The sequence below is a fragment of the Peribacillus sp. TH27 genome (assembly GCF_016650915.1).
GTDB classification, from domain to species: Bacteria; Bacillota; Bacilli; order Bacillales; family DSM-1321; genus Peribacillus; species Peribacillus butanolivorans.
The window spans coordinates 1,795,995-1,819,606 of the sequence record NZ_JAEKEV010000002.1 but is presented as its reverse complement, the minus strand read 5'-3'; the positions used below and the strand labels follow the sequence as shown (position 1 = coordinate 1,819,606).

Genomic DNA, 23,612 nt, shown 5'->3' with positions numbered 1-23,612 from the left:
ATGTGATTTTATATAATAATTCTAAGCACCTTTCCATAAACTAAAGAAAATCTGTAAAGGAAAGGAAGAATTCAATGGGTATTATCAATGCGAAAGAAGTACAAGTAGGTGACGAGGTATTTGTAATTTATAATAATCCCCATGTTCCTACTGTTTCGAATGTGAGGGCAGCAGAAATTGTCCCTCATCCAAAAGATCCTAATGCAGTTGCTTTGTTTCTGAACGATACATTTCATACAATTGAAGATGATGATGCTTTATTTTCTTCAGAAGCCGCTGCTGAAAAAGCCTATAACGATTATATGGACAACCAGATGATGTAAAGTTGAAGTGGGGGTCTTTGATTATCATATTTTAATGAGTATTAATGAAAAAAGCCTCACGCTTTGAAAAGCGGGGGCTTTTATTTTTGGGCTGCATTAATCACTCGTAACATCACGTGAATTTGTCCCATGTGGTACGTTTCGTGGAAAAGTGCAAGATTGACCATTTCGCTATAAGTTGTAAAACCTTTGAATGGTTTCTCCAGTTTTTCATTTAAGCGTTCTTCAGGAATGGCCAGAAGGCGATTAAGCTGTTCTTTAAATTGCTGAATTAAAACGTTAACTGATGGAACATCGTCTGTCCAGTCAGCCGGACTTGTACCTTGTGCAAAGAAATTGACATAATTGTCTGGCAAGTTCCCTGCTCGCGGATGATCGAGCAAGAATTTTTCTGTTACGAACAACGTATGGCCAAGATGCCAGTGAATGTTGTTGTTGAATCCTACCGGCTGAATGCTTGCCAGTTCAGGAGTAACACAATCAATAGCTCGTTCGAAAAATTTCCCTCTAATTAGTGAGAATCGTTTCTGTAATGGATTCATGCTAGATCCCCCTTTTTTAGCTCCTGTGAATGATATGTAATTATATAAAAACGTCCTTCGAATTATATCAAGGTTGTTCCTTGTTAAGTAAATCGAGATTTATTTAACAAGAAATTTCTGCCACTCCGGTTTTTATCGAAAAATCGGAATGGCAGCTTGTGGTTTATTAGTTAGGATTGGATGAGAAGTTTCATCGCATGAATTTGTCCAATGTGACTTGCCTCGTGTAGGACTACGAAGTTAATAAACTCTCCTACTGTTTCCATTTCTCTGAAAGGTTGTGCTACTTTTTCGTTCAAGCTTTCTTCCGGAATTTCAAGAAGCCGGCCAAGTTGTTCTTGTAACTGCTGCTTTAAAACTTCAATAGAAGGGATATCGCCTGTCCAGTCAGCTGGTTTTGAACCGTATCCAAATAGTTGTCCGTAATTAGCAGGCAAGTTGCTGTTATTTGGGGAGTCCAATAAAAATTTTTCCGCTGCGGATAGGACATGTCCAAGATGCCAATGGATTGTATTATTGAACCCTTTCGGCTGCACATCCATAAGCTCTGGACTTAATCCCTCGATTTCTTTTAGTAAATTTTCGCGCATAACTTTAAGTTGATTTTTCACATAACTCATTTTTTTGTTCCCCTCTCACTACTTTTTTAGCAAAATAGTTCCTCATGAAATTATATCAAGGTTGTTTGGGTATTATCAAATTTTAGGTAAGCACTTTCAAAACGAGAGGTGTATATTAATTTACAAATAATTTCATTTTTACACTTGAGATTATCAGAAAATTTAATATAATTAGATATATGTTATGTTATATAACGTAAGTGCGTTAGGTAATGACTAATATTGTGTGTTGTATCTTTAATAGACTCTTATTATAAGGTGCTTTATGGTTTTGATTGGCAGAAGGAGAGAGGGCATGCGCTTAACAGCTAGGGAGCAAGAAAAATTAATGGTCGTAGTGGCAGCAGATTTGGCAAGAAGACGAAAAAATCGCGGCTTGAAATTGAACTATCCGGAATCGATTGCCTTGATCACATATGAAATTGTGGAAGGGGCACGCGATGGTAAGTCTGTCGCAGAACTGATGCAGTTTGGAAAGACAATTCTTTCAAGTGAAGATGTGATGGAAGGAATCCCGGAGATTATTCACGATATTCAAGTGGAAGCGACTTTTCCTGATGGTACAAAGCTTGTGACGGTTCATAATCCGATTCAGTAAGGAGTTTTAAGCCATGATACCTGGAGAATATATTTTGAAAAAAGGACCGATTGTATGTAATGTAGGGAAGCCTTTGACAGTCATCTCCGTGACCAATAGGGGAGACCGGCCGATTCAAATTGGCTCACATTTTCACTTTTACGAAGTGAATCTTGGGTTGGAATTTTCTAGGGAAGATGCTTTTGGGAAAAGGCTAAACATTCCTGCCGGCACAGCGGTCCGTTTTGAGCCGGGAGATGCCAAAGAAATAGAACTGGTGCCATTTAGCGGCAAGAGGGAAGTTTATGGATTAAGCAATCAAACTAATGGTCCGCTCGATGGGAATTGGGAAATATGAGTCATGAAATGTCACGTAAGCAATATGCAGACATGTTTGGTCCGACAACTGGCGATTTAATTAGATTGGCAGATACAGATCTTTTCATAGAAATAGAAAAGGATTTTACAAAATACGGAGATGAAGTGAAATTCGGCGGAGGTAAGGTGATTCGTGATGGTATGGGTCAACATCCTACTGCTTCAAGAGACGAGGTCATGGATCTCGTTTTCACCAATTCAATCATCGTCGATTATACCGGAATTTATAAAGCAGATATTGGCGTGAAGGATGGAAATATTGCAGCTATTGGCAAGGCTGGCAACCCGCTATTGATGGATGGAGTGACTATGGTGATTGGGGCTGCAACTGAAATAATTGCAGCTGAAGGAAAGATAATAACAGCCGGAGGCATTGATGCTCACATCCACTTCATTGCGCCGCAGCAAATTGAGACTGCACTATCAAGCGGAATTACCACGATGATTGGCGGCGGAACCGGACCGGCAACGGGATCGAACGCCACGACATGTACGCCAGGAGCCTGGAATATACATAAAATGCTTGAGGCTGCAGATCATTTTCCTATGAATCTTGGGTTTTTAGGGAAAGGTAATTCCTCGGCCAAAGAACCTCTAGCTGAACAAATAGAAGCTGGTGCGATTGGGCTGAAATTGCATGAAGATTGGGGAACGACGGCCGCTGCAATCGATACAAGTTTAACGGTGGCGGATGAATACGATGTTCAGGTAGCGATTCATTCTGACACGCTTAATGAAGGAGGTTTTGTTGAGGATACGATTAAAGCGATCGGGGGCCGTGTGATTCATACATATCATACTGAAGGTGCAGGTGGCGGGCATGCTCCTGATATCATCAAGGCGGCAAGCTACTCCAACATTCTTCCATCCTCGACTAATCCTACCCGGCCTTACACAATCAATACTCTAGAAGAGCATTTGGACATGCTTATGGTCTGCCATCATTTGGATCCATCCGTACCAGAAGATATCGCTTTTGCTGATTCCCGAATAAGGAAAGAGACGATAGCCGCTGAAGACATTCTGCATGACCTGGGCGTTTTTAGTATGATTAGCTCGGATTCTCAAGCAATGGGACGTGTAGGCGAAGTCATATTACGGACATGGCAGACAGCAGATAAGATGAAAAAGCAACGGGGGAAAATGAAAGAAGAAACAGGGGAAGGAGACAATTTACGCGTGAAGCGTTATGTCGCCAAGTATACGATAAACCCTGCCATTACCCATGGAATCTCTGATGTGGTTGGTTCGGTAGAAGAAGGGAAATTCGCCGACTTGGTGCTCTGGGATCCAGCCTTTTTTGGAGTGAAACCAGATATGGTATTAAAAGGCGGCATGATTGCCCACAGTATTATGGGTGACCCCAATGCCTCGATTCCAACGCCTCAACCTGTGTTATACCGTCCGATGTTTGCGAGTTATGGCCAGGCTGTAGCGAGTACGTCCATTACGTTCCTATCAAAGGCGTCCTATGAAGCAGGAATTCACAAAGACCTGGGTCTGAAAAAAATAATGAAGACTGTCTCGAATATTCGTAATCTTACAAAAAAAGATATGAAGTTAAATGGGGAAACCCCCGTCATAGAGGTTGATCCGCAAACCTATGAAGTGACGGTGGACGGTGATTTAATTACGTGTGAGCCGGCAGAAGTACTGCCGATGGCACAACGATACTTTTTATTCTGAGATGATACCATGATTCTGGAAAAGGTATTAGGAAATATAGAGTTTTTTGAAAAAAACACGAAACATATGAAAAGGGTTTAGAAAGTGATGCATTAAGAAAACAATTCTATGAGCGAAAACGGATCATGGGAAAGAAATTGGGATTCGTCTTAAGGAATACAAAGAATTAATGGATGGAGACATCCTTTATGTGGATGAAAAGAATATGATTGTGTTTCAGACGATTGATGACGATATTTAGGCGATAGTGCCTATATCAATTGGCCAGATGGGTGGAAAAGGACATGTTTATTTAAGAGAGGTTCAGTTATGCTTATATAGAAGCCCTTGTCAGTTTTTGAGCTATCACTGAAGCTTTGAAATAAAGTTTGATCAAAGATACCTCGTAAACCCGTATTTTACGATAAATAAAAAGAATTCATTTTGAAAAAAGATTGATCAAAATGGATTCTTCTCCAGCAAATTTAAGTTTGATTTTTATAATAAAGTTTGATCATTTTCTACCTATGTTGTTCAACAATTGCACCCTTTAATGGAATAACATAGATGGAATTTTATAAACAAAACAGGATAATAATCACTTTGTTCAAAAATTACTTTCTTGAAGTTTAAATATGTGTCGGCAATAGGATTAGAGAAATGAGCAACCAAATAATCATATCTTTCTAAATCAAGAAGTAATGATTTATTGAAATGATAGTATTAGGTCATCAGAATTTTTTTAGTTCCTTTTTTTTATCCATTTATCATTCGTACACGGTCACAATTACTCCATCCATATTGTTGCCTGAAATCTCATAATAGAGATTCTTTGGTACTTTAATTGGACTGCTATGAGAAATGGAGTAATAAGAAACAGTATATTTTTTCTCATTAACACTAGCAGAAATGTTCTTTTCTTCTTTTAGATAATCCAAATATTCTTCCAAAGCTAAATTCTTATCCTTCATAATCGCGCTGTGAGGCAAGCCAACATAGCGGATATGCCACGGTTCATATTGAATTCCTGTGACACCAGTTTTATCCTTTGGATAGCGTAAAATAAAGCCGTATTTCCAAGCATTTTCTTCTATCCACTTTCCTTCTGGTGCTTCACTCATCTTCATTTGAGTAGATCCTACATCAAGCGATAAACCCAAATTGTGTTCGCTATAGCCTGCTGGCAAGGAATAGTCAGAGCCCATTTCTTGGTAAAGTACACTTTGCTCATCAAATTCTCGAAAGCCACTACTAATTGAAAAATGACGAACTCCTTCTTTTTCAGCAGCAGTTGTCATCTCTGAAAATTTACGTGCGACATCCTCTGACAATCTAATATCACTATCAAGTAACTCGTATCCCTTTATCAATTCTTTATGCGTAAATAAATTTACGACATCAGATTTTATACTCTCTTGGTGAACAGGATAATCCTTGTTGACCAAGAGTAGATTTCCTTGATAGATCTGATCTTTTGCAATCTCCTTGTTTTGGATACGTTCAGAACTTCCTAGATAATTTATATTATCTTGATGATTTTGAACAATTTTTTGAAACTCTACTTTATCTTGAAACAACGGTGTTATATTAGCGATAGCAAATCCCAAACACAATATTAAAAACAATAAAAATCCCCACTTCTTCATTTTCAGTTTCCTCCTTGATCTTACTTGCTTATATAATAGGAGAAACTATTAAAAAAAGAGTAGGGTAAATATTAAATTTTTCTTAAATCATTTACTTGGGTATTAAATTTGATTATTTGGTACACTGTCCTGTGGTAAACGAACCTCAAATATCGTACGTATTAAACTACTTTCTGCAGTAATCGTTCCATTATGTTGCTCCACAATATTCTTCGCAATGAACAATCCAAGACCTGTGCTATCTTCTTGTTGAGTTCGTGCTTTGTCACCGGTATAAAACATATCAAAAAGATGCGGTAGTTCATTCGGTGGAATACTATTTCCATAATTCACAATCTGAACAACCACTTCTCCTGAATCAATAAAGCCGTTAATATCTACAAACTGGCCATCGTATCCATAACGATTGGCATTGGTCAGAAGATTTTCAAACACACGTGCTAACAACTCTCCGTCACCAATAATAGGTAAATAGGGAGTACTATTCATTCGAGCTATCAAATCATTTTTCTCGAAGATAGGATACAATTCTTCCTTTAATTGAATCAGTAGGTCACTTAAATTAATTTGCTTTTTTTCAACTGGCAGCATGCCATAGTTCATTCTAGTTATTTCGAATAATTCATCAATAAGTCTTTCTAAACGCTGAGATTTAGTAAAGGCAATTGTTAAAAAATGTCTGACTTGTTCTTTAGTCAGATTCTCATCCTTAAGGATTAAATCAATGTAACCTAAAACAGAGGTGAGCGGAGTACGCAAATCATGAGCTAAATTTACTACTAACTGATCTTTACTGCTTTCCGAAAAATCTCCTCTTTCTATGGCTTGTTCCAATTTTTCACTTGCCAGATTAATATCTTGCGCAATATTTCTAAATTCATCATTTGATATGATTTGAACTCGATGTTTAAAGTCACCACGAGCGAGATAATGAATTCCTTCTGAAATCTCTTTGAAATAGGTAGAGTAGGGCTTAGTAAGGACAAAGAAAAAAAAGATTGAAAGTGGGATAAATAGTAGTAAAAAGAAATTAATGTCTCCAATATTGTTTATAAATAAGCGAAAACGAGCCAATGGATCCTCATAACGAACCATCGTGTGATAATAAAATTGAAGTCCTTTAAAGATTAGATAAGTTATGATGCCAGAAAAAAACATACTTAATCCGAATAACACTATCATTTTTGAGCGAAAACTTCTAATGATTTTAACCATTGAATGTATACCCGACACCCCATACAGTTTTAATCCATTTATTTTTCCGTTTATCTTCTTTAAGTTTTTTCCGTAAAGTACGAATATGGACCATAACGGTATTACCACCCTCAAAATAGGCTTCGCCCCACACCTGCTGAAAAATATTTTCCACACTATAAACTTTCTTTGGATGACTGGCTAGTAAATACAAAATCTCAAACTCTTTAGGCGTCAGCTCAATGGTCTCATCATATAGAATAACTGTGCGTTGATCAGGAGAAATAACTAATCCACCAATTTCCAAGATCAATTTATTATCTGTTTTGGGTTGATTCAATTTCATAAAGCGCCGCAACTGAGCATTTACACGAGCAACCAATTCAATGGGGGTGAATGGTTTAGTCATATAGTCATCTGCTCCAATCACTAGTCCATGTACCTTATCGAAATCAGAAGTTTTGGCACTCAAGAAAATGATAGGTAAATTATGTTGTCCTCTAATGTGATGGGTTACTTCGTATCCATCCATTTTTGGCATCATAATATCTAAAATTAGCAAATCAATCGATTGAGTCTGGATAGCATGAATGGCTTCTAGTCCATCAGATACTTTAATGACATGGTATCCTTCTTTTTCTAAATGGATGGCAATCAGATCAGCAATCTCCTCCTCATCATCAGCTATTAAAATCGAAATACGTTTCATCTACTCCACTCCTAATTTCTAATTTCTGGGGGATGGTATCATCGCCACTCATTGACCAATCAATAAATTGTTTAACTTTTTTAATTGGCATCCCAGTATTCTTTAAGCATAAGATCATTTCTAAATATTTCAGTGCTTCTTCGTCAAAAACTCAATCTCCCTTCTCAGTTCTTTTGAGAAAGGGTAACAGTCCTCGATTATCATAGTACCGTAATTGAGAAACATTGTTAGATGATTCATTTTTGCGACTTGTCCAATTTTATAGTTCATATGATTTTTTATCTTTTTACCAAGGATACAACCTAAACCTAAGTTGAGGTCAAGGATTTTTAAGAATTTTTTTTGAAACATAATTATCCAATTCAAAATATCTTCGTTTTTTCCCATCTTTAAGTCATTTCCTATTTAGATATCAACGTTTTTATCGTACCATTTTCAAGATAATTTATGCCACCAAAGAAAAGTTAAGTAATTAGTTTAAATTAATGATGTATTAATAACAAAGACTTTCTCGGTCATACACTTACGCTATTGGTGTTTGGTGTCATCCTGATCCTTTTGAAAAATGAAATCTCGGAAGCCTGGGCAATGTCATTAGAATTTCTTGTAGGAATCATGTTGGTATATCTAGGTATAACGACGATTTTTTCTTGGGAGAAAATGCATCAACATGATCATTCAGACAGAGCTACCTATTTGAAATCGATGTTTGTTGGGATTGTCCACGGACTTGCCGGAAGTGCAGCCATGGTTCTTCTTACGATGAGTACAATAGATTCAGTATGGCAGGGTGCCATTTACTTTATTATATTTGGAGTTGGTACATGTGTGGGCATGCTTCTATTTACAACGATTTTAAGCATCCCCTTTGACACAAGTACTTCTTCTATAAAAGTGAACCACTCACTCATTAGGTTGACAGGTGTGGTCAGCGTGGTATTCGGGATCTATTATATGTACAACCTGGGCGTAAATGATGAGTTATTTACGGTTTGGGTAAACAACGTCTATTATTTACATGGGATATTAGAGTCAGAAACTCTCTAGGTAAAAGCTTGGGAGTTCTTTGCTTTAAGAAAAGATGGTTCTGCACTCTTTTGTCGCCATTAAATACACATTCCTATTACTCTTCTGGTAGACTAGTATAATGAAAATATTGGCTATTAGTCTATTCATGTAAGGGGGATGACAATTAATGAAATGGAGACTATTTTCACTTGCACTTTTCATAGTATCTTTAGCGTTAACTGTAGGATGTTCAAATAAACAAGAACATATTTCGATTCAAAAGCGTGAGGGTAAAATCTACAAATTTGAAGCTTATAAAGAAAGTATAGAAATTGAAAAGACTATAAAAACAAAAGAAATATTAAAAAATATTAACTGGGAAAATTCCAAAATGGAGAAAGATCGTCCTAAAGCGGATTATATCTTTTATTTTAATGATGAAAAGTATGAGGATAAAATAGTCGTTTACTATGTTTGGGTTATTTCTGGTGAAAATATATTGAAATTGACGAAAGGTAAACATAGCAAGTATGTACAATTAAATAAAGCGGATTCTGAAATTGTATTAAACTTGATACAATAAAAGAACAGATGGAATAAGATCTTTTTTGGTAAGATTAGGGGGAAGTATGAAAAATAATCAACCGATATTAAAGATACCAAAAACGATTTATGAAAAACTAATTGATATTTTTTCACTTATTATAATAGTGCTCAACCTGATTTATTTGATTAATGAGTGGAGTACTTTACCTGATCAGGTTCCGATTCATTTTAATGCTAAAGGAGAAGCAGATGGTTGGGGAGGGAGAGCTGTAATTTGGTTTCTTCCGATCGTAAGTATTTTTTTATGGTCAATATTGACGACTTTAGAGAGAGTGCCGTATATCTTTAATTTCTCGGTAAAAGTAACGGGACAAAATGCGGAGCGTCTATACAAAAATGCTCAGGTGATGAGTGTGATTTTGAAGGCGGAAATTATTGTTTTTTTACTTTATACCAGCTGGAAATCTGTTCAAGTTTCTGTAGGTAGGGAAGTTGGGCTTGGTATTTTAGAATTGCCTATTTTCCTAGTTGTCCTTCTGGGCACGATCGCTTTCTTTAGGGTGCGCTCATTTCTGAAAGTAAAATAAACCGAACTTCATTATAGCAAGTTCGGTTTAAATCTATCTTGATTATGAGCAGTTTTCTTTCTCTAAGCAAGTTCAGTTTTCTTATTCGTTGTTCGCAACAGAGGCATGGTGCAGCAACGGAAAGAGCCTCCGGACTTGATGATCTCGCTTATATCGACTTCAATGACGCTATATCCGCGTTCACGAAGCTTGTGATTTACTTTTTTATTGCATGGAAGACTAAACACTTTTCTTTTTCCAATAGAGAGCACGTTTGTTCCTAATGTGAATTGCTCCTCTTTAGTCACTTCAATTATGTCATAACGTGATTCTAATAAGGCTAACTCTTTTTTTGTAAGGGCTTCTGGGAAGATAAGGGCCTCCGTTGGTGAGATAACATTGAATACACAGTCCAAGTGAAGGAATTTTTCAATGAAAGGAATTGGGATGATATCGTATTCTGATAATAAGGTTTGAAGATTCTTGATTGATTTTTTATCTGTTCTATCACTGACCCCGATATAAATGGTCTTTCCATCAATTATGACATCCCCGCCCTCTATTCTATTCCTACATAAGTTGAAGAATGGGACATCATTTTTTTCGAGCCAGGTTTTCAAAATAAGTTCTTCACCTTGCCGGATATCTGTAGCCATCTCGGCGACGTACACGGTATTGCCAAGAGTGAATCCAATATCTCTCGTAAAGACTTGTTCTGGATATGCAGATTGGGGTGGTAGATTTATGACTTCAATTCCTTCATGTTCAAGCGACTTTACAAAATTGGTATGCTGCTCCATAGCAAGTACACGATCAATGTTCTCATCTTTAAACTCTTTTTGTGTTTCGTTGATGATCTCACGAATCTCCATATATTTTGGTTCACATACAATTACCCGTAATAGCTTTGAATATTCGCTCGCGCAGTAAGCCTCTAGTTCTTCGTTTATCTTGTTTACCATAGATGAGCTCCCTCTAAATATCATTGTATCTTTACTATTACCTCTTTTTTCTGGAAAGAAACATAAAAAAAGTCATTTTTTAATATAGTCTTTTGTATTAATCATTGTTGATTTTTACTTGGAAGCTTTCTTCACACAGACAAATCTTAAAAATATACATAAAGCAGTTACTTTTGTTAAAAGTTTTACAATCTATTTTTAAGGTCCGTTTGTATGTAATTTGAAAATTAATAATTCTGAAAAATAAAATTTTACATTTTTGTAAATGTAATTGAATAATAAAAAATAGTGAGTTACAATAGCAAAAAGGAAAGCGCTTTCCCTGAATTTTCTTAATATTAAATATCTTTAAGGTTCGTTGCAAACCAAACATTAAAATTAATAGAAGGAGTGTAAGTAATGGGAAATATCCGTTGGGGAATTATTAGTGCTGCCAATATAGCATATGATGAATTTTTACCGGCATTAATCCGTTCAGACCGTGCAGCATTAGTAGCTGTAGCATCGAAAAGCTTAGAAAAGGCCAAACGATTCAATTCCCCGCACATATATGGAAAGTATGAACAACTAATTGAAGATTCATCGATTGACGCAATCTATATCCCTTTGCCAAACTCTCTCTCTTCATGCAAAATGGGCGGTGAGGGCAATGCAAAAGGGAAAACATGTTCTTCTTGAAAAACCAGCAGCGTTAACAGAAGCCGATATGTACGATGTGAAAACAGCAGCCCAAGAAAATAATGTAGTTTTTATGGAAGCTTTCATGTACCAATTTCTTTGTCAGCACAAACGAGTGAGGGAATTACTGGAATCGGGTATTATCGGGGATTATCTCCATGTTAAAGCTCATTTTTCCTGGATGCTTGAAGACTCAGGTGATATTCGTTTGAAACCTGAACTAGGAGGAGGTGCTATGCGAGATGTCGGATGTTACGGCTTGCATGCGGTGACACAAATTGTTGGCTTTAAACCTGTCCAAATCTCAATGAGCGGTAAAATGGATCAAGACAACGGAGTGGATATAACATCGACTTGCGTATTGATTGATGATCAGAAACGAACTGCTGAAGTAACAGCTTCATTGGAACTCTCGTTTATTAATCGTTATGAAATCTTTGGTCCAAGGGGGTCCATTACTGTTGATTGCGCTTTTCGTCCTGACGTATCAGATGATAAACACGGCAAAATAACTGTTAAAGATTACAATGGCAGCGTGATTCTTTTTGAGAGGTTTAAAGACGATCAATATTTAAACCAGATTGAACATTTTCATGATTGTATTCTAGAAGGGGGAAATCCTGACTACAACGTGGATCATTCGCTTAAGATGGCCCGTTATCTTGAAATAAGTTATCAATCATTGCACAGTAAGTCTGTGGTGACGAATGTTAACTAAAAAGGAGAAAATAATATGACAAAAAAAATTCGAGCAGCTGTACTTGGACTTGGAAGACTTGGATATTGGCACGCAGTAAATGTCGCTACAAGAATTAGAAATGCAGAACTTACGGCAATATGTGATGTGAACATGGAGACAGCCAAGCGTGTTGCAACAGAGTTAGAAGTGCCATTTTTCACTACCAATCCGGATGATATTCTTCAAGACGATACAATCGAAGTAATGATTATTGCCTCTCCAACAAGCACACATTTTGATTTATTGAAAAAAGCGTCTGAATCAGGTAAAGCTATTTTTGTTGAAAAACCACTTACGATAGATTTAAGTGAAGCAAATGATATTAAGAGAATAATAGAAAATAACAATACCATATGCCAGGTTGGTTTTATGCGTAGATTCGATCCGGCTTACGTTGAAGCGAAAAAGCGAATTAATGCTGGTGATATTGGCGATCCGATATACTTCCGTGGTATTTCCCGTGATCCTCATGCACCCCATGAAGCGTTTATCCAGAATAGCGGTGGTATGTTTGTCGATGTTTCCATCCATGATTTTGATATTGCTCGTTATTTGATGAATTCCGAAGTGACTTCAGTTCATGCTCATGGACGAATCTTGAAATACCCGTTCATGGAAAAATACGGAGATGTTGATCAATCTCTTACGTATTTAGAGTTTTCATCTGGGGCTGCAGGAGATGCAGAGGCAAGTCGTAATGCCCATTATGGCTACGATATTCGTGCAGAGGTCATTGGGACAGAAGGCTCGATCTTTATAGGGAATCTTCGAAATCATGATATTCAGATTTTAACGAAAGAGGGTAACCTGCATGATATATTACCGGATTTTCCAACTCGTTTTACGGATGCCTACAATTTGGAGCTCTCAAGCTTTTTCCAGGTAGTGGCTGAAAAAAGAACACCAAGTGTCACAGTAGACGATGGCGTAAAGGCACTCGAAATCGCTTTTGCTGCACGGGAATCTTATCAAAATGGAAAAAAAGTCGAACTTTAGTATATAGAAGGATAAAGAATTCATTTTGTTCACGAGTTTTAATCTGAAAATACTAAATATTCAAAAAATGTATTGAAAAATAAATATAATAAAATTATACTTTAGTTAGGAAAGCGCTTTCTTTAAAAAGAAAAGGTAAATGACGAAAAGAGGTTTGCACATGGTTAATCATTCAGGATATCTCCTCGAAATGAAAGGGATTAAAAAAAGTTTTGGTCAAAACCATGTTTTAAAAGGAATTGATTTAGATGTAATGGCAGGTGAAGTTCATGTATTACTAGGGGAAAATGGTGCAGGTAAGTCCACACTTATTAAAATTTTAACAGGAGCATATGAAAAGGATTCCGGAGAAATTTTTTGGGAAGGTAATTCTGTCCAACTTGATACACCCCTTGATGCTATGAATCTAGGAATTGCTACGATCTATCAAGAATTGAATGTCATTCCTGAATTAAAGGTATATGAAAATATATTCCTTGGAAGGGAATTGAAACGTGGCGGAAAATTTTCATTACTTAATCAAAATGAAATGCGTAAGGAAGCAAAACGCTGTTTGGAGATGCTTGGCCAGAGCCCTGAACTTGCAGATAAGCAATTGGGGGAGCTGGGAATCGGGCAGCAACAACTTGTGGAGATTGCGAAAGCGCTTACTCTCGATGTTAAATTAATCATTATGGATGAGCCGACTTCCAGTCTTAGTGGAACAGAAGTGGAGCAGTTATATCGATGTGTAGAACAACTTACGCAAAAGGGCATTGCGATTGTATTCATTTCCCATCGGTTAGATGAAATCAGAGAAATGGGCGATAGGCTTACCATCCTTCGCGACGGATTTAAAATAGAAACGCTACCGGTCAAGACAACAGAAACTGATTATTGGATTGAGTTGATGGTTGGACGGGCGCTGGATGAGAAATATCCTAAGCAATCATTTACGCTTGGCGGTGAAGGGTTCAAGGTTGAAAACATGGAAGTGGCCGGGTCAAAAGAACCAGTAAGCTTTTCAATCCGACACGGTGAGATAGTCGGCATCTCCGGACTAGTTGGGGCTGGACGTACAGAATTAGCAAGAGCTATTTTCAGTGCAGATGACCGGGGGAATGGAAAGGTCTTCATAAATGGAAAGGAAGTTCGAATCAAATCACCTAGGGATGCAATTGATGCGGGCATTGCTTTTATAACGGAGGATAGGAAAAGTGAAGGTCTCTTACTGGATCAGCCGCTCGATTTTAATATTGCCATGGCTAATATGAATAAATTTACGAATAAATTAAGACTCGTTGATTTAAAAGGTCTACGTGAAGAAGCAATAAATTATATAAAGGAATTGAAAGTTCGCCCAAATAACATAGATCTTCATGCTAGAAATCTAAGTGGGGGAAATCAGCAAAAAGTCGTTATTGCCAAATGGTTATGCACAAAAGCAAAGGTTTATATCTTTGATGAACCTACAAGAGGGATTGATGTTGGTGCAAAAGTTGAAGTCTATCGCTTAATGAATCAGTTAGTTGAAAGCGGTGCCATTGTGCTGATGATATCTTCTGATCTTCCTGAAATTCTTGGTATATGTGATCGGGTCTTAGTGATGAGTGAAGGGAAAATAACCGCTGACCTAGAAATTGGAGAAGCCTCTCAAGAGCGAATAATGAAGGCGGCAACAGGAGGATGAAATTATGAATGAAGCAGTCATACAAAAACCAGAGAATGATTCACCAAAACAGAGTAGAACCATTAAGACTTACGTAAGTAAATTTGGGCCATTAATCGGTCTTATCCTTTTAACGACAGTCCTGACATTTCTATCGGACAAGTTTATGACATTGAACAATATCATGAATATTGCTCGTCAGTCTTCTATTAACGCCATACTTGCAATAGGCATGCTTCTTCCGATTTTAACAGCCGGTATTGATTTATCTGTTGGTTCCATTCTTGCAGTCTCTATCATGGTTATGGGAATTGTTTCAGTCACGATGGGATTAAGTCCAATCTTGGGTCTTCTTGCCTGTCTGTTCGTAGGCGCTGGATTCGGTTTAATTAATGGATTGCTATTAACGAAATTACGTTTGCCCCACCCGTTTATTTCTACACTTGGTACGATGAATATTGCACGTGGAATTGCACTAATCATTACGGCAGCGGCTCCAATTGCTGGTTTTCCATATTTAATTCAATTTTTAGGACGGGAATTTGTAGGTCCCATACCTGTTAGCTTCCTTCTAGTAATCGCTGTATATATCATCTTTCATATTTTCTTGACAAGGACACAGACAGGGCGATATATATACGCAATCGGTGGTAACAAAGAAGCCGCTCGTCTCTCGGGTATCAATGTTGATCGTGTATTGATCATAGTATACACAATTAGTGGTTTAATGGCAGGTCTTGCAGGACTTGTAATGGTTGGACGAGTAAATTCCGCATTCCCTCTTGCAGGTCAATCATATGAACTTGATGCAATAGCGGCAGTCATTATTGGTGGCGCTAGCTTCATGGGAGGTGTCGGTACTGTCTGGGGTACATTAATTGGGGCAATGATCATTGCTGTGCTCAGAAATGGTTTAAACCTTCTGAACGTGCCTGCTGATTTCCAAATGGCAGTAATCGGTTTTGTAATTATCGCAGCCGTTTTTGTTGACGTACTCCGTCAACGCAAAAGTAAAAAAAGATAATCAATCATAAATTCATTTCAAGTATATCACTATAATTTGGAGGTAGAAGAATGAATAGGAAACTAAAATGGTTTGGAGCGGCATTAATGGTAACGTGTATGGCATTAGTGACTGGTTGCGGCGACGCAGATAAAAAAGCGAGCGGCGGTGAAGATGAAAGTGTAGCAGTCGTTTTAAAAACTTTATCAAGTCCTTACTGGAAATATGTAGAGGCGGGAGCAAAAGCTGCTGGTAAGGACCTTGGGGTAACTGTAACAGTGGTGGGTCCATCTGCAGAGTCGGAAGTGATCCAGCAAGTTAATATGCTTGAAGATCAAATAAATCAGTCACCTGGCGCAATCGTAGTCGCTCCTTCACAACCTGAAACGGTTGTACCGGTGTTAGAAACCGCAGCTCAGAATGTACCTGTATTACTTATAGATTCAGATGCTGATTTTGAAGGAAAAACAACCTTTATCGGAACAGAAAACCGGACTGCAGGTTTGGAAGGTGGGAAATTGTTGGCTTCTATGCTTCAGAAAGGAGATAAAGTGGTTTTAATTTCAGGAGCACTCGGCAATCCGGCTACTGATGCGAGGATTAAAGGGGCGAAAGAAGCGCTTGAAGAAGCGGGTCTGGAAGTTGTTGCAGAACAACCTGGAGATAGTGATAAAACAAAAGCGATGTCAGTAATGGAAAATATTTTGCAAAAAAATGGAGATGTTAAAGGTGTTTTCGCAGCAAATGATGATATGGCATTAGGTGTATTGCGTGCTGTTGAAGCAAAAGCACTGGATATTAAAGTTATTGGTACTGATGGAACGGAAGAAGCAGTTGAATCCATTTTGGAAGGCAAGCTGGCTGGCACCATAGCCCAGAGCCCATATAACATGGGGTATCAAGGTGTTGAAAATGCCTTGAAAGCAATAAATGGGGACAAGATTGATGAGCGATTAGATAGCGGGATTGACATCATAACAGTAAAAAATGCAGAAGAAAAATTAGACTTCTTAAAAAGTATTTCAAAATAAGGAAATCTATAGTACCCGCAAAATTCCTTCATGCTAAAATAAAGTAAAGGATATTTTGGAGGAGTTTTGAAAACATATGAAGCAGCCTACAATTTATGATGTAGCAGAAAAGGCAGGCGTCTCAATTGCCACGGTATCAAAGGTGATAAATAAAACAGGACGAATTAGCGATAAAACGAGAAATAGAGTAACGGAAATCATGCAAGAACTTGAATATCAGCCAAGCACTGTTGCAGCTGCGTTGACAGGGAAGAAGACATTCACAATAGGAGTGCTTGTTCCTGATATTTCAAACCCTTTTTTTGCTGAGGTTGCGAGAGCCCTGGAAAATAATGCTCGTGAAATTGGCTATGCCATTATTTTATGCAGCACAGATTATCAACGGGAAAGGGAACACGACTATTTAGAGCTCCTTATAAAAAAACAGGTGGATGGAATTATCATCGCAACTGAACCGAATGATCGGGAGGTTTTTAAGAAGCTTCAAAGCAGGAATTTCCCACTCTTGATGTTCTCAGTCGATCACCCCTCTTTTGTTACAACTAATGTTGTTACGACAGATGATATACGGGGTGGATATCTTGCAGGGCGTTATTTGTTGGATAAAGGACATAGGCATATTGCAGTGATTGCCGAATTAAACCGTGCAAGTGGAAACCTTCGATTAGAGGGCTTTAAACAATCACTGATTGATGAGGGGATTAAGTTGAATGAAGAACAAGTGATTCATTCTAAATCAAAAATTGAAGACGCAAGAATAGCTGCCAAGGTAATTTTAAAATTAGAGAATAGGCCCACTGCGGTATTTGCGTCAACCGATTTAATTGCTGCCATTTTTATGAATGAAGCACGAAAGGAAAATGTAGCTATTCCTAATGAAATATCGGTGATTGGTTTTGATAACACCATACATGCAGAAATAGCATACCCAGGCTTAACGACAATCGCTCAACCTATAGATGAATTGGCAAGTTATGCCATTAATCAACTGTTGCTGTCAATTGAAAAGCCGAATAAATCTGGGCATAGGATCATGCTTGCACCAGTACTTATAGAACGTAATTCAGTAAGAGACTTAAAAGAAATAAAAAGTTAAGCTTAATGAGTCAACCGGTTACAACCCGGTGTTTTATTTATTAGGTTAAGCGCTTAATTAGGGGGATTAGGTCAATGACACTGACTGTTGGAATTATTGGAGCAGGTCGTATTGGAAGATTACATGTAGATAATTTGAAGGTGATTCAGCAAATCCGAATTAAAAGTGTTTCGGATGTTGCAATTGAACATCTTGAAGAGTGGGCGATAGAGAAACGAATTGAAGTATTGACAACGGATTACCTTGAATTGCTTAGTGATCCTGAAATCCAAGCAGTGTTTATATGCTCACCAACAAATACACATGCAAATATTATTAAAGAAGCGGCTAAAGCTGGAAAACATATTTTCTGTGAAAAGCCAATTAGCTTCTCAGTGGAAGAAACAGAAGAAGCACTTACTGCGGTGAAAAGTGCAGGTGTAAAGCTTCAAGTTGGTTTTAACCGTCGCTTTGATCCGAATTTTCGTAAGATTCGAAACCTCGTTCAAGAAGGTGAAATCGGGATACCTCATATTTTGCGAATCACTTCACGTGATCCTCAACCGCCAAGTGCTGATTATATTAAATCTTCAGGCGGATTGTTCATGGATATGACGATCCATGACTTCGACATGGCTCGCTACGTTATGGGCAGTGAAGTTGTGGAGGTGTTCGCAAATGGAGCTGTGTTAGTGGACCCCGCTATTGAGGAAGCAGGCGATATTGACACAGCCATCATAACTTTGAAATTTGCAAATGGTGCACTAGGGGTTATCGATAATAGCCGCCGTGCCGTCTATGGATATGATCAACGTCTTGAGATTTTTGGGGATAAGGGTACTGCACAAGTGGATAACAACAGGGCAACAACTGTTGAGGTTTCAACAAATGATCATGTAAAGAAAGAAAAGCCGTTTTACTTTTTCCTTGAACGCTACACTCAAGCATATATAGATGAAGTAACTGAGTTTGCATCGGCATGTCTTGAAAACCTTGAAGTGAGTTGTAGTGGCTTTGATGGCATACAAGCTGAGCGTATTGCTAAAGCTGCAAAACAATCACTAGAAACGGGAATTCCGGTTCAGTTGAAGCAGACTGACCAAATTGCTACATATTAATTAAACGGAAGAAAGAATAATATGAACCAGCTGAAATAGAAATGGCTTCTAGAGCCGGATGCGAAAATTTTGCCGGGAAATTTAAGAAAATACTTCTACGTTACTAAAAGTGCGCAGGCTTTTTGACTGATAGGTAACACCCGAGGTTAATAGTATTAACAGTCCGAGGTGCAGCAATTGGAAAGCCAGTTAGTGTCAGAGAGAAAAGTTTTACGAAAAACTTTTTTGGAAGTGATCTTACTAACAATAAGGGAGTAATGTAATGAAATTTTCAATATGTAGCTGGATTTTCGGCGATATACCTATAGAAAAGGTTATGCAATTTGTGTCACAAACAGGATATGATGCAATAGAAATTCGAGCAGCTGTGAATGACTATAAGTGGAAAGACCTTTTACATCTTTCCAAAGAATTGTCTTTGGAAATTGGAGGTTTGACAGGAGATTCAGGCTGGCCAAATGAAGAACAAGACCTTGCCAATGCTCACTCGGAAAATCGTCAAAAAGCTATAGAGTATTTTAAAAGACAGATAGAGGCTGTAAAGGAGGTAGAAGGAAAATACCTCGTTGTATGTCCTTCTGCTGTCGGAAAAACTTCGCCGATGGGATTAAATGGAGAGGATTGGAAATGGGCCATTGATTCCGTCCAGAAATTAGTAGAAAAAGCAGGTGAATTAGATATTACACTTGTGATTGAACCATTAAATAGGTATGAAAGCTGTATAGTAAACAGCGGAGATGACGCATTGCTCTTTGTTCAAGAGGTAAGTAATCCGAAAGTGAAAATGCTATTGGATACATACCATATGAATATTGAAGAAGAAGATATGGAAACACCATTTCTGAAAACAAAAGAACACCTAGAAATTATCCATGTAGCGGATAGCAACAGGCGAGCTCTTGGCAGGGGACATATTGATTTTGGACAATTTGCATCCGGTATAAATAAATCTGGTTTTAATGGTCATATTGTTGTGGAATGTATGGCTCCAGGGGTTGATCCTTTCCAAGCAGGTAAAGGATATCCAGCAATGAACCTAATTTATACCTATGCAGAAGAATCCTTGATTTATTTAAAGGAGCTGACCAAGGCTTCTATATAGCATCTTAATTCATGTACCTAGCGGTATTAAAGCTTTAAGGTAGAAGTCAATAAGGGAAAGAATAGTTAATTGACTTTTTAACCTTAAATAAATAAATAAATAAATATTGTAGTTTTTCTTTTAAGGCATTATCTGAGATTCTCTTCCTGACGGTTCTAAGGCCAGCTCATAGTACTGAATATCCATTTTTAAGACGATGGATATTAGGGAATTCCCAATTTTTGACGGCGATTTTCTTTTTTAGGTCCCTCTAGAGTTATGGGTTGTAAGAACTGAATAAGACAGACAAAGGATCAAGTTTAAGGTCCTTTTTTTGTTTAACCAATAATGTAAACCAGAGTCTTAAAATAAAATGTAAAACCGAACCTAGGGAAAAAGGATTATTTTTTTTCTGGTCGAATATATATGTGAAAGCGTTTTCTAGAGAAGGGGGAGATTGTTATGATGGATACTCCATTGATTATGACGCAAATCATTGAGAGAGCTGAAAAATATTTTCCAAAAAAAGAGGTAGTTTCGCGTACGGACGGTGGAATTCACACTTTTACATATGCAAAAATTGCTGAGCGTACAAGAAGGCTAGCGAGTAACCTTGAAAAATTCGGTATCAAGACAGGTGACCGGATCGGAACACTTGCATGGAATCATCATCGGCACTTGGAAGCATATTTTGCGATTCCTTGTCATGGGGCTGTCCTACATACAATTAATATGCGTCTGTCTCCTCAGCATGTTTCTTATATCGTCAATAGTGCGGAGGATCGATTATTGCTAATAGATCCTGATGTCATCCCAATGTTGGAAACGATTAAAGATGAGTTAACAACGGTAGAAGGCTACATCATTATGACTGATAATGATGAACTGCCTGAAACGACACTATCACCTGTTTACCATTATGAAAAGTTATTGGCTGAAGGGAATCCTAAGCAGACATTCATTCAGGATTTAAATGAAAATGCACCTGCCGGCATGTGTTATACATCCGCCACGACAGGAAATCCAAAGGGTGTGGTTTATTCACATCGCGGAATTTTGTTGCATGCGATTGCGCTGGGACTTGCTGATTCTACAGCAATAAGCGAACGGGATGTGGCTTTGCCAGTCGTACCAATGTTTCACGTTAATGCATGGGGAATGCCATTTGCGAGTGTTTGGTTTGGCACAAAGATGGTTTTACCGGGACCGAACTTTACCCCGAAAATTTTGGCAGAGCTTATAGAAACGGAAAAGGTCACAATCGCTGCAGGAGTTCCGACGATTTGGCTTGGGTTGTTGAAGGAGCTTGAAGAAGGTAGCCATGATACGAGCAGTATTCGCGCTGTTTTATGCGGAGGGTCGGCGGCTCCAAAAAGCATGATTAAAACTTTTGAGCAAAAGTACAGTATTCCATTCCTGCATGCTTATGGTATGACGGAAACAAGCCCGCTCGTATTTGTTTCCAAACCAAAAAGCTATCAGGAAGACTTACCTGAGGATGAACTTTATGAGTTGAAGGCCAAGCAGGGGCTTGTCTCGCCGATGATCGAAATTAAAGTTGTCGGGCAGGATGGTGAAGTGAAAGCGGATGGAAAAGAAATGGGAGAATTACTTATAAGGGGTCCATGGATAGCGGATGAGTATTTTAAAGATGAGCGATCCGAGGGGACGTTTATAGATGGCTGGCTTTATACCGGAGATGTTGTCACGATAGATGAGGAAGGCTTTGTGAAAATTGTCGATCGGACGAAGGACTTAATCAAAAGCGGTGGAGAGTGGATTTCCTCTGTAGATATAGAGAATACATTAATGGCTCATGAGGGTATCTTTGAGGCGGCAGTCATTGCAGTGCCTCATGAAAAATGGCAGGAACGCCCAATTGCTTGTGTTGTCTTGAAGGATGCATATAAAGAGCAGGTATCACAAGAAGACATAATAGAATTTTTAAAACCGCAGTTTGCTAAGTGGTGGTTACCGGATGAAGTAGTCTTTTTGGATGATATTCCAAAAACGGGTGTAGGGAAGTTCTTGAAAAGGGCGTTGCGTGATCAGCTTCAGGATAAATATATTAAGAAATAAAAGGTAAAATTGAATAAATATAACTTTTTTCTATTACGATAGTAGAGTGAGCATATATAATAAATTTATAGAATGAAAGAGGAGGAAATAGATTGAGTAATGAAACATCATTAAATTCAGGTACGGTTTTAGTCACATATTCGGAACGAACAGCAACTGTTGCAATGAATCGTCCAGAGGCTATGAATGCATTAAATCCGCAAATGCTAAATGATTTTATTTTTGCTCTTAAAGAAGTAAGTGAGAATGAGGACGTGGACGTCGTCATTTTAAAAGGCAATGGGAAAGCTTTTTCAGCAGGCGGAGATATTAAAATGATGCTCGCACCTGATAAAGAAGATGGTTTTAATGACCTGATGGATGGAATTAGTGAATTAGTAACAACCTTATATTTCATGCCTAAATTGACAATCAGTGCCATTCACGGTGCAGCAGCAGGTCTTGGTTTGAGTATTGCGCTTGCAACTGACCATCTTATTGCTGACTCAGAAAGTAAGGTTGCCATGAACTTTATCGGCATTGGATTAATTCCTGATGGGGGTGGACATTTCTTCCTTGAGCGACGTCTTGGTGAAGTGGGGGCGAAAGAATTAATCTGGGAAGGTAGAGTGCTAACAGCGCTGGAGGCTAAAGAAAAAGGCCTCATTCACGAAATAGCAGATGGAACTTTGGAGCAGGCGGTAGAGAGAAAAGTACAAGGATGGCTGAAAAGTCCTGTTCAAGCGATGATCAAGACGAAAAAGATTCTAAGTGAAAAAAATCGTCCATTATTAATAAAGATGCTTGAAATTGAAAAGGCTGCCCAATTTAAAATGCGCCAAACAGCGGATCACCAAGAAGGAATAAAGGCTTTCGTTGAAAAAAGAAGACCAAATTTTATCGGAAAATGAAACGGAAAAGGCAGTCACGATATTGTGACTGCCTTTTTTTATATAATCAGAAAGAAGATGTATAAAACTTAGTCGACATCTAAATGATCACGCTTCCATTTTTCCAATCAACGATGAAAAAGTAATAACGCGCCTGCGGGTGATGTACAGCGATGTGTTTGATCTTGATAGTTTTTTTCATTTAATAAATTTTGACCTAATTCTTTTGCATGTTCATCATTCTCAGCCGTAAATGATTCATCCAAGAGTTTTTCCCCTGACGGTTCAAATACGGTTAATTTGTATATTCTGCTCATTTTCAAAACTCCCTTTTCAAATAATAGACTGTTTTTTTCGTAATATTTAAACGGTTATTGAAAATTTTATCATTTTCTGTCAATTTTGACTATTACTATGTAAGGAAAATATATTTAGTAAACATTATTAATTTATAGAATATCAATAGATTCCGTTTTCATTCAGGCCGCTTTTGAAAAATCCGACTTCATTTTATCAGAAGCGACGCCTGACTGTGCATAGCCGCATCAGAAACAAGCAG

At 37.9% G+C, this 23,612-nt stretch carries 25 protein-coding genes and 2 pseudogenes; 19 read left to right on the top strand and 8 right to left on the bottom strand.

Translation table 11 applies throughout. From position 1 onward, the window contains the following. The first annotated feature begins 74 nt into the window (after positions 1–74). Positions 75–323: a transcriptional regulator SplA domain-containing protein gene (locus JFU24_RS10185; RefSeq protein WP_053344899.1), complete on the top strand. Its 249-nt coding sequence runs from the start codon at positions 75–77 to the stop codon at positions 321–323. Between the two features lie 80 nt (positions 324–403). Here the strand turns inward: JFU24_RS10185 and JFU24_RS10180 are convergent, their stop codons facing one another. Both JFU24_RS10180 and JFU24_RS10175 read right to left on the bottom strand, forming a co-directional pair. After that, on the bottom strand, positions 404–865 hold the full coding sequence (locus tag JFU24_RS10180) for a DinB family protein (protein WP_201249912.1): 462 nt from the start codon (positions 863–865) through the stop codon (positions 404–406). Positions 866–1,035: 170 nt separating this feature from the next. Further along, complete coding sequence (locus tag JFU24_RS10175; protein ID WP_201249911.1) at positions 1,036–1,485, bottom strand: DinB family protein; 450 nt, start codon at positions 1,483–1,485, stop codon at positions 1,036–1,038. 295 nt (positions 1,486–1,780) lie between these two features. Between JFU24_RS10175 and JFU24_RS10170 the strand changes: the two genes are divergently transcribed. The 4 genes and pseudogenes from JFU24_RS10170 to ureE all read left to right on the top strand — a co-directional run. Continuing rightward, complete coding sequence (locus JFU24_RS10170) at positions 1,781–2,083, top strand: urease subunit gamma (protein ID WP_201182009.1); 303 nt, start codon at positions 1,781–1,783, stop codon at positions 2,081–2,083. Between the two features lie 13 nt (positions 2,084–2,096). Next, positions 2,097–2,420 (top strand): urease subunit beta, encoded by a 324-nt coding sequence (locus tag JFU24_RS10165; RefSeq protein WP_057219534.1) that lies wholly within the window; start codon positions 2,097–2,099, stop codon positions 2,418–2,420. Beyond that, entirely contained in the window at positions 2,417–4,126 is a 1,710-nt protein-coding gene (ureC, locus tag JFU24_RS10160) for an urease subunit alpha (protein WP_201249910.1), read from the top strand. Before JFU24_RS10165 ends, ureC begins: the two co-directional genes overlap by 4 nt. Positions 4,127–4,253: 127 nt before the next feature. After that, positions 4,254–4,367 (top strand): annotated as a pseudogene (gene ureE, locus JFU24_RS10155) (urease accessory protein UreE); the annotation flags it as partial. Between the two features lie 505 nt (positions 4,368–4,872). On the opposite strand, the gene vanY reads toward ureE, so the two are convergent. From vanY to JFU24_RS10135, 4 genes and pseudogenes are all read right to left on the bottom strand, one after another. Further along, the gene (gene vanY, locus JFU24_RS10150; RefSeq protein ID WP_201249909.1) at positions 4,873–5,751 is read right to left on the bottom strand and encodes a VanY-A/VanY-F/VanY-M family D-Ala-D-Ala carboxypeptidase; all 879 of its coding nucleotides are present in this window, start codon (positions 5,749–5,751) and stop codon (positions 4,873–4,875) included. Between the two features lie 102 nt (positions 5,752–5,853). Beyond that, on the bottom strand, positions 5,854–6,966 hold the full coding sequence (locus tag JFU24_RS10145) for a sensor histidine kinase (RefSeq protein WP_201182003.1): 1,113 nt from the start codon (positions 6,964–6,966) through the stop codon (positions 5,854–5,856). Continuing rightward, positions 6,959–7,654 (bottom strand): vancomycin resistance response regulator transcription factor, VanR-F/VanR-M family, encoded by a 696-nt coding sequence (gene vanR / locus JFU24_RS10140; protein ID WP_201221742.1) that lies wholly within the window; start codon positions 7,652–7,654, stop codon positions 6,959–6,961. The genes JFU24_RS10145 and vanR overlap by 8 nt, the downstream gene beginning before the upstream one ends. 13 nt (positions 7,655–7,667) lie before the next feature. After that, positions 7,668–7,924 (bottom strand): annotated as a pseudogene (locus tag JFU24_RS10135) (MerR family transcriptional regulator); the annotation flags it as partial. A 222-nt stretch (positions 7,925–8,146) separates the two neighbouring features. Here JFU24_RS10135 and JFU24_RS10130 point away from each other — a divergent pair. The 3 genes from JFU24_RS10130 (at position 8,147) to JFU24_RS10120 (ending at position 9,795) form a co-directional block, all read left to right on the top strand. Further along, entirely contained in the window at positions 8,147–8,701 is a 555-nt protein-coding gene (locus JFU24_RS10130; protein WP_201250901.1) for an urease accessory protein UreH domain-containing protein, read from the top strand. Between the two features lie 148 nt (positions 8,702–8,849). Next, positions 8,850–9,245 carry a hypothetical protein gene (locus JFU24_RS10125; RefSeq protein WP_201249908.1) on the top strand — a complete coding sequence of 132 codons (396 nt, stop codon included), beginning with the start codon at positions 8,850–8,852 and terminating at the stop codon, positions 9,243–9,245. A 46-nt stretch (positions 9,246–9,291) separates the two neighbouring features. Then, complete coding sequence (locus JFU24_RS10120) at positions 9,292–9,795, top strand: DUF1648 domain-containing protein (RefSeq protein ID WP_201221738.1); 504 nt, start codon at positions 9,292–9,294, stop codon at positions 9,793–9,795. A gap of 62 nt (positions 9,796–9,857) precedes the next feature. Here the strand turns inward: JFU24_RS10120 and JFU24_RS10115 are convergent, their stop codons facing one another. Then, positions 9,858–10,736 (bottom strand): dimethylarginine dimethylaminohydrolase family protein, encoded by an 879-nt coding sequence (locus JFU24_RS10115; RefSeq protein WP_180319920.1) that lies wholly within the window; start codon positions 10,734–10,736, stop codon positions 9,858–9,860. Positions 10,737–11,135: 399 nt separating this feature from the next. On the opposite strand from JFU24_RS10115, the gene JFU24_RS10110 reads away from it, so the two are divergent. The 11 genes from JFU24_RS10110 to JFU24_RS10060 all read left to right on the top strand — a co-directional run bounded on the left by JFU24_RS10110 (position 11,136) and on the right by JFU24_RS10060 (position 23,074). Beyond that, entirely contained in the window at positions 11,136–11,414 is a 279-nt protein-coding gene (locus tag JFU24_RS10110; protein ID WP_201221735.1) for a Gfo/Idh/MocA family oxidoreductase, read from the top strand. After that, complete coding sequence (locus JFU24_RS10105) at positions 11,386–12,132, top strand: Gfo/Idh/MocA family protein (RefSeq protein ID WP_201249907.1); 747 nt, start codon at positions 11,386–11,388, stop codon at positions 12,130–12,132. Before JFU24_RS10110 ends, JFU24_RS10105 begins: the two co-directional genes overlap by 29 nt. A 15-nt stretch (positions 12,133–12,147) precedes the next feature. Continuing rightward, positions 12,148–13,149 (top strand): inositol 2-dehydrogenase, encoded by a 1,002-nt coding sequence (gene iolG, locus JFU24_RS10100; protein WP_201221731.1) that lies wholly within the window; start codon positions 12,148–12,150, stop codon positions 13,147–13,149. Positions 13,150–13,309: 160 nt separating this feature from the next. Continuing rightward, positions 13,310–14,818 carry a sugar ABC transporter ATP-binding protein gene (locus tag JFU24_RS10095; RefSeq protein ID WP_056527985.1) on the top strand — a complete coding sequence of 503 codons (1,509 nt, stop codon included), beginning with the start codon at positions 13,310–13,312 and terminating at the stop codon, positions 14,816–14,818. Between the two features lie 4 nt (positions 14,819–14,822). Then, complete coding sequence (locus tag JFU24_RS10090; RefSeq protein ID WP_056527988.1) at positions 14,823–15,821, top strand: ABC transporter permease; 999 nt, start codon at positions 14,823–14,825, stop codon at positions 15,819–15,821. Between the two features lie 50 nt (positions 15,822–15,871). Beyond that, on the top strand, positions 15,872–16,831 hold the full coding sequence (locus JFU24_RS10085) for a sugar ABC transporter substrate-binding protein (RefSeq protein WP_201181992.1): 960 nt from the start codon (positions 15,872–15,874) through the stop codon (positions 16,829–16,831). A 76-nt stretch (positions 16,832–16,907) separates the two neighbouring features. Continuing rightward, complete coding sequence (locus tag JFU24_RS10080) at positions 16,908–17,927, top strand: LacI family DNA-binding transcriptional regulator (protein WP_201221729.1); 1,020 nt, start codon at positions 16,908–16,910, stop codon at positions 17,925–17,927. 74 nt (positions 17,928–18,001) lie between these two features. Then, positions 18,002–19,024 carry an inositol 2-dehydrogenase gene (gene iolG / locus JFU24_RS10075; RefSeq protein ID WP_201221727.1) on the top strand — a complete coding sequence of 341 codons (1,023 nt, stop codon included), beginning with the start codon at positions 18,002–18,004 and terminating at the stop codon, positions 19,022–19,024. Positions 19,025–19,286: 262 nt separating this feature from the next. Beyond that, a complete protein-coding gene (locus tag JFU24_RS10070; RefSeq protein WP_201181987.1) occupies positions 19,287–20,126 on the top strand; it encodes a sugar phosphate isomerase/epimerase family protein in 840 nt (279 codons plus the stop codon). A gap of 441 nt (positions 20,127–20,567) precedes the next feature. Further along, positions 20,568–22,184 (top strand): long-chain fatty acid--CoA ligase, encoded by a 1,617-nt coding sequence (locus tag JFU24_RS10065; protein WP_201181984.1) that lies wholly within the window; start codon positions 20,568–20,570, stop codon positions 22,182–22,184. A gap of 92 nt (positions 22,185–22,276) precedes the next feature. Next, positions 22,277–23,074, top strand: coding sequence for an enoyl-CoA hydratase (locus JFU24_RS10060; protein WP_201181981.1), 798 nt, complete (start codon positions 22,277–22,279; stop codon positions 23,072–23,074). Between the two features lie 107 nt (positions 23,075–23,181). On the opposite strand, the gene JFU24_RS10055 is transcribed toward JFU24_RS10060, so the two are convergent. After that, positions 23,182–23,370, bottom strand: coding sequence for a YhzD family protein (locus JFU24_RS10055; protein ID WP_056528009.1), 189 nt, complete (start codon positions 23,368–23,370; stop codon positions 23,182–23,184). Between the last annotated feature and the right edge of the window lie 242 nt (positions 23,371–23,612).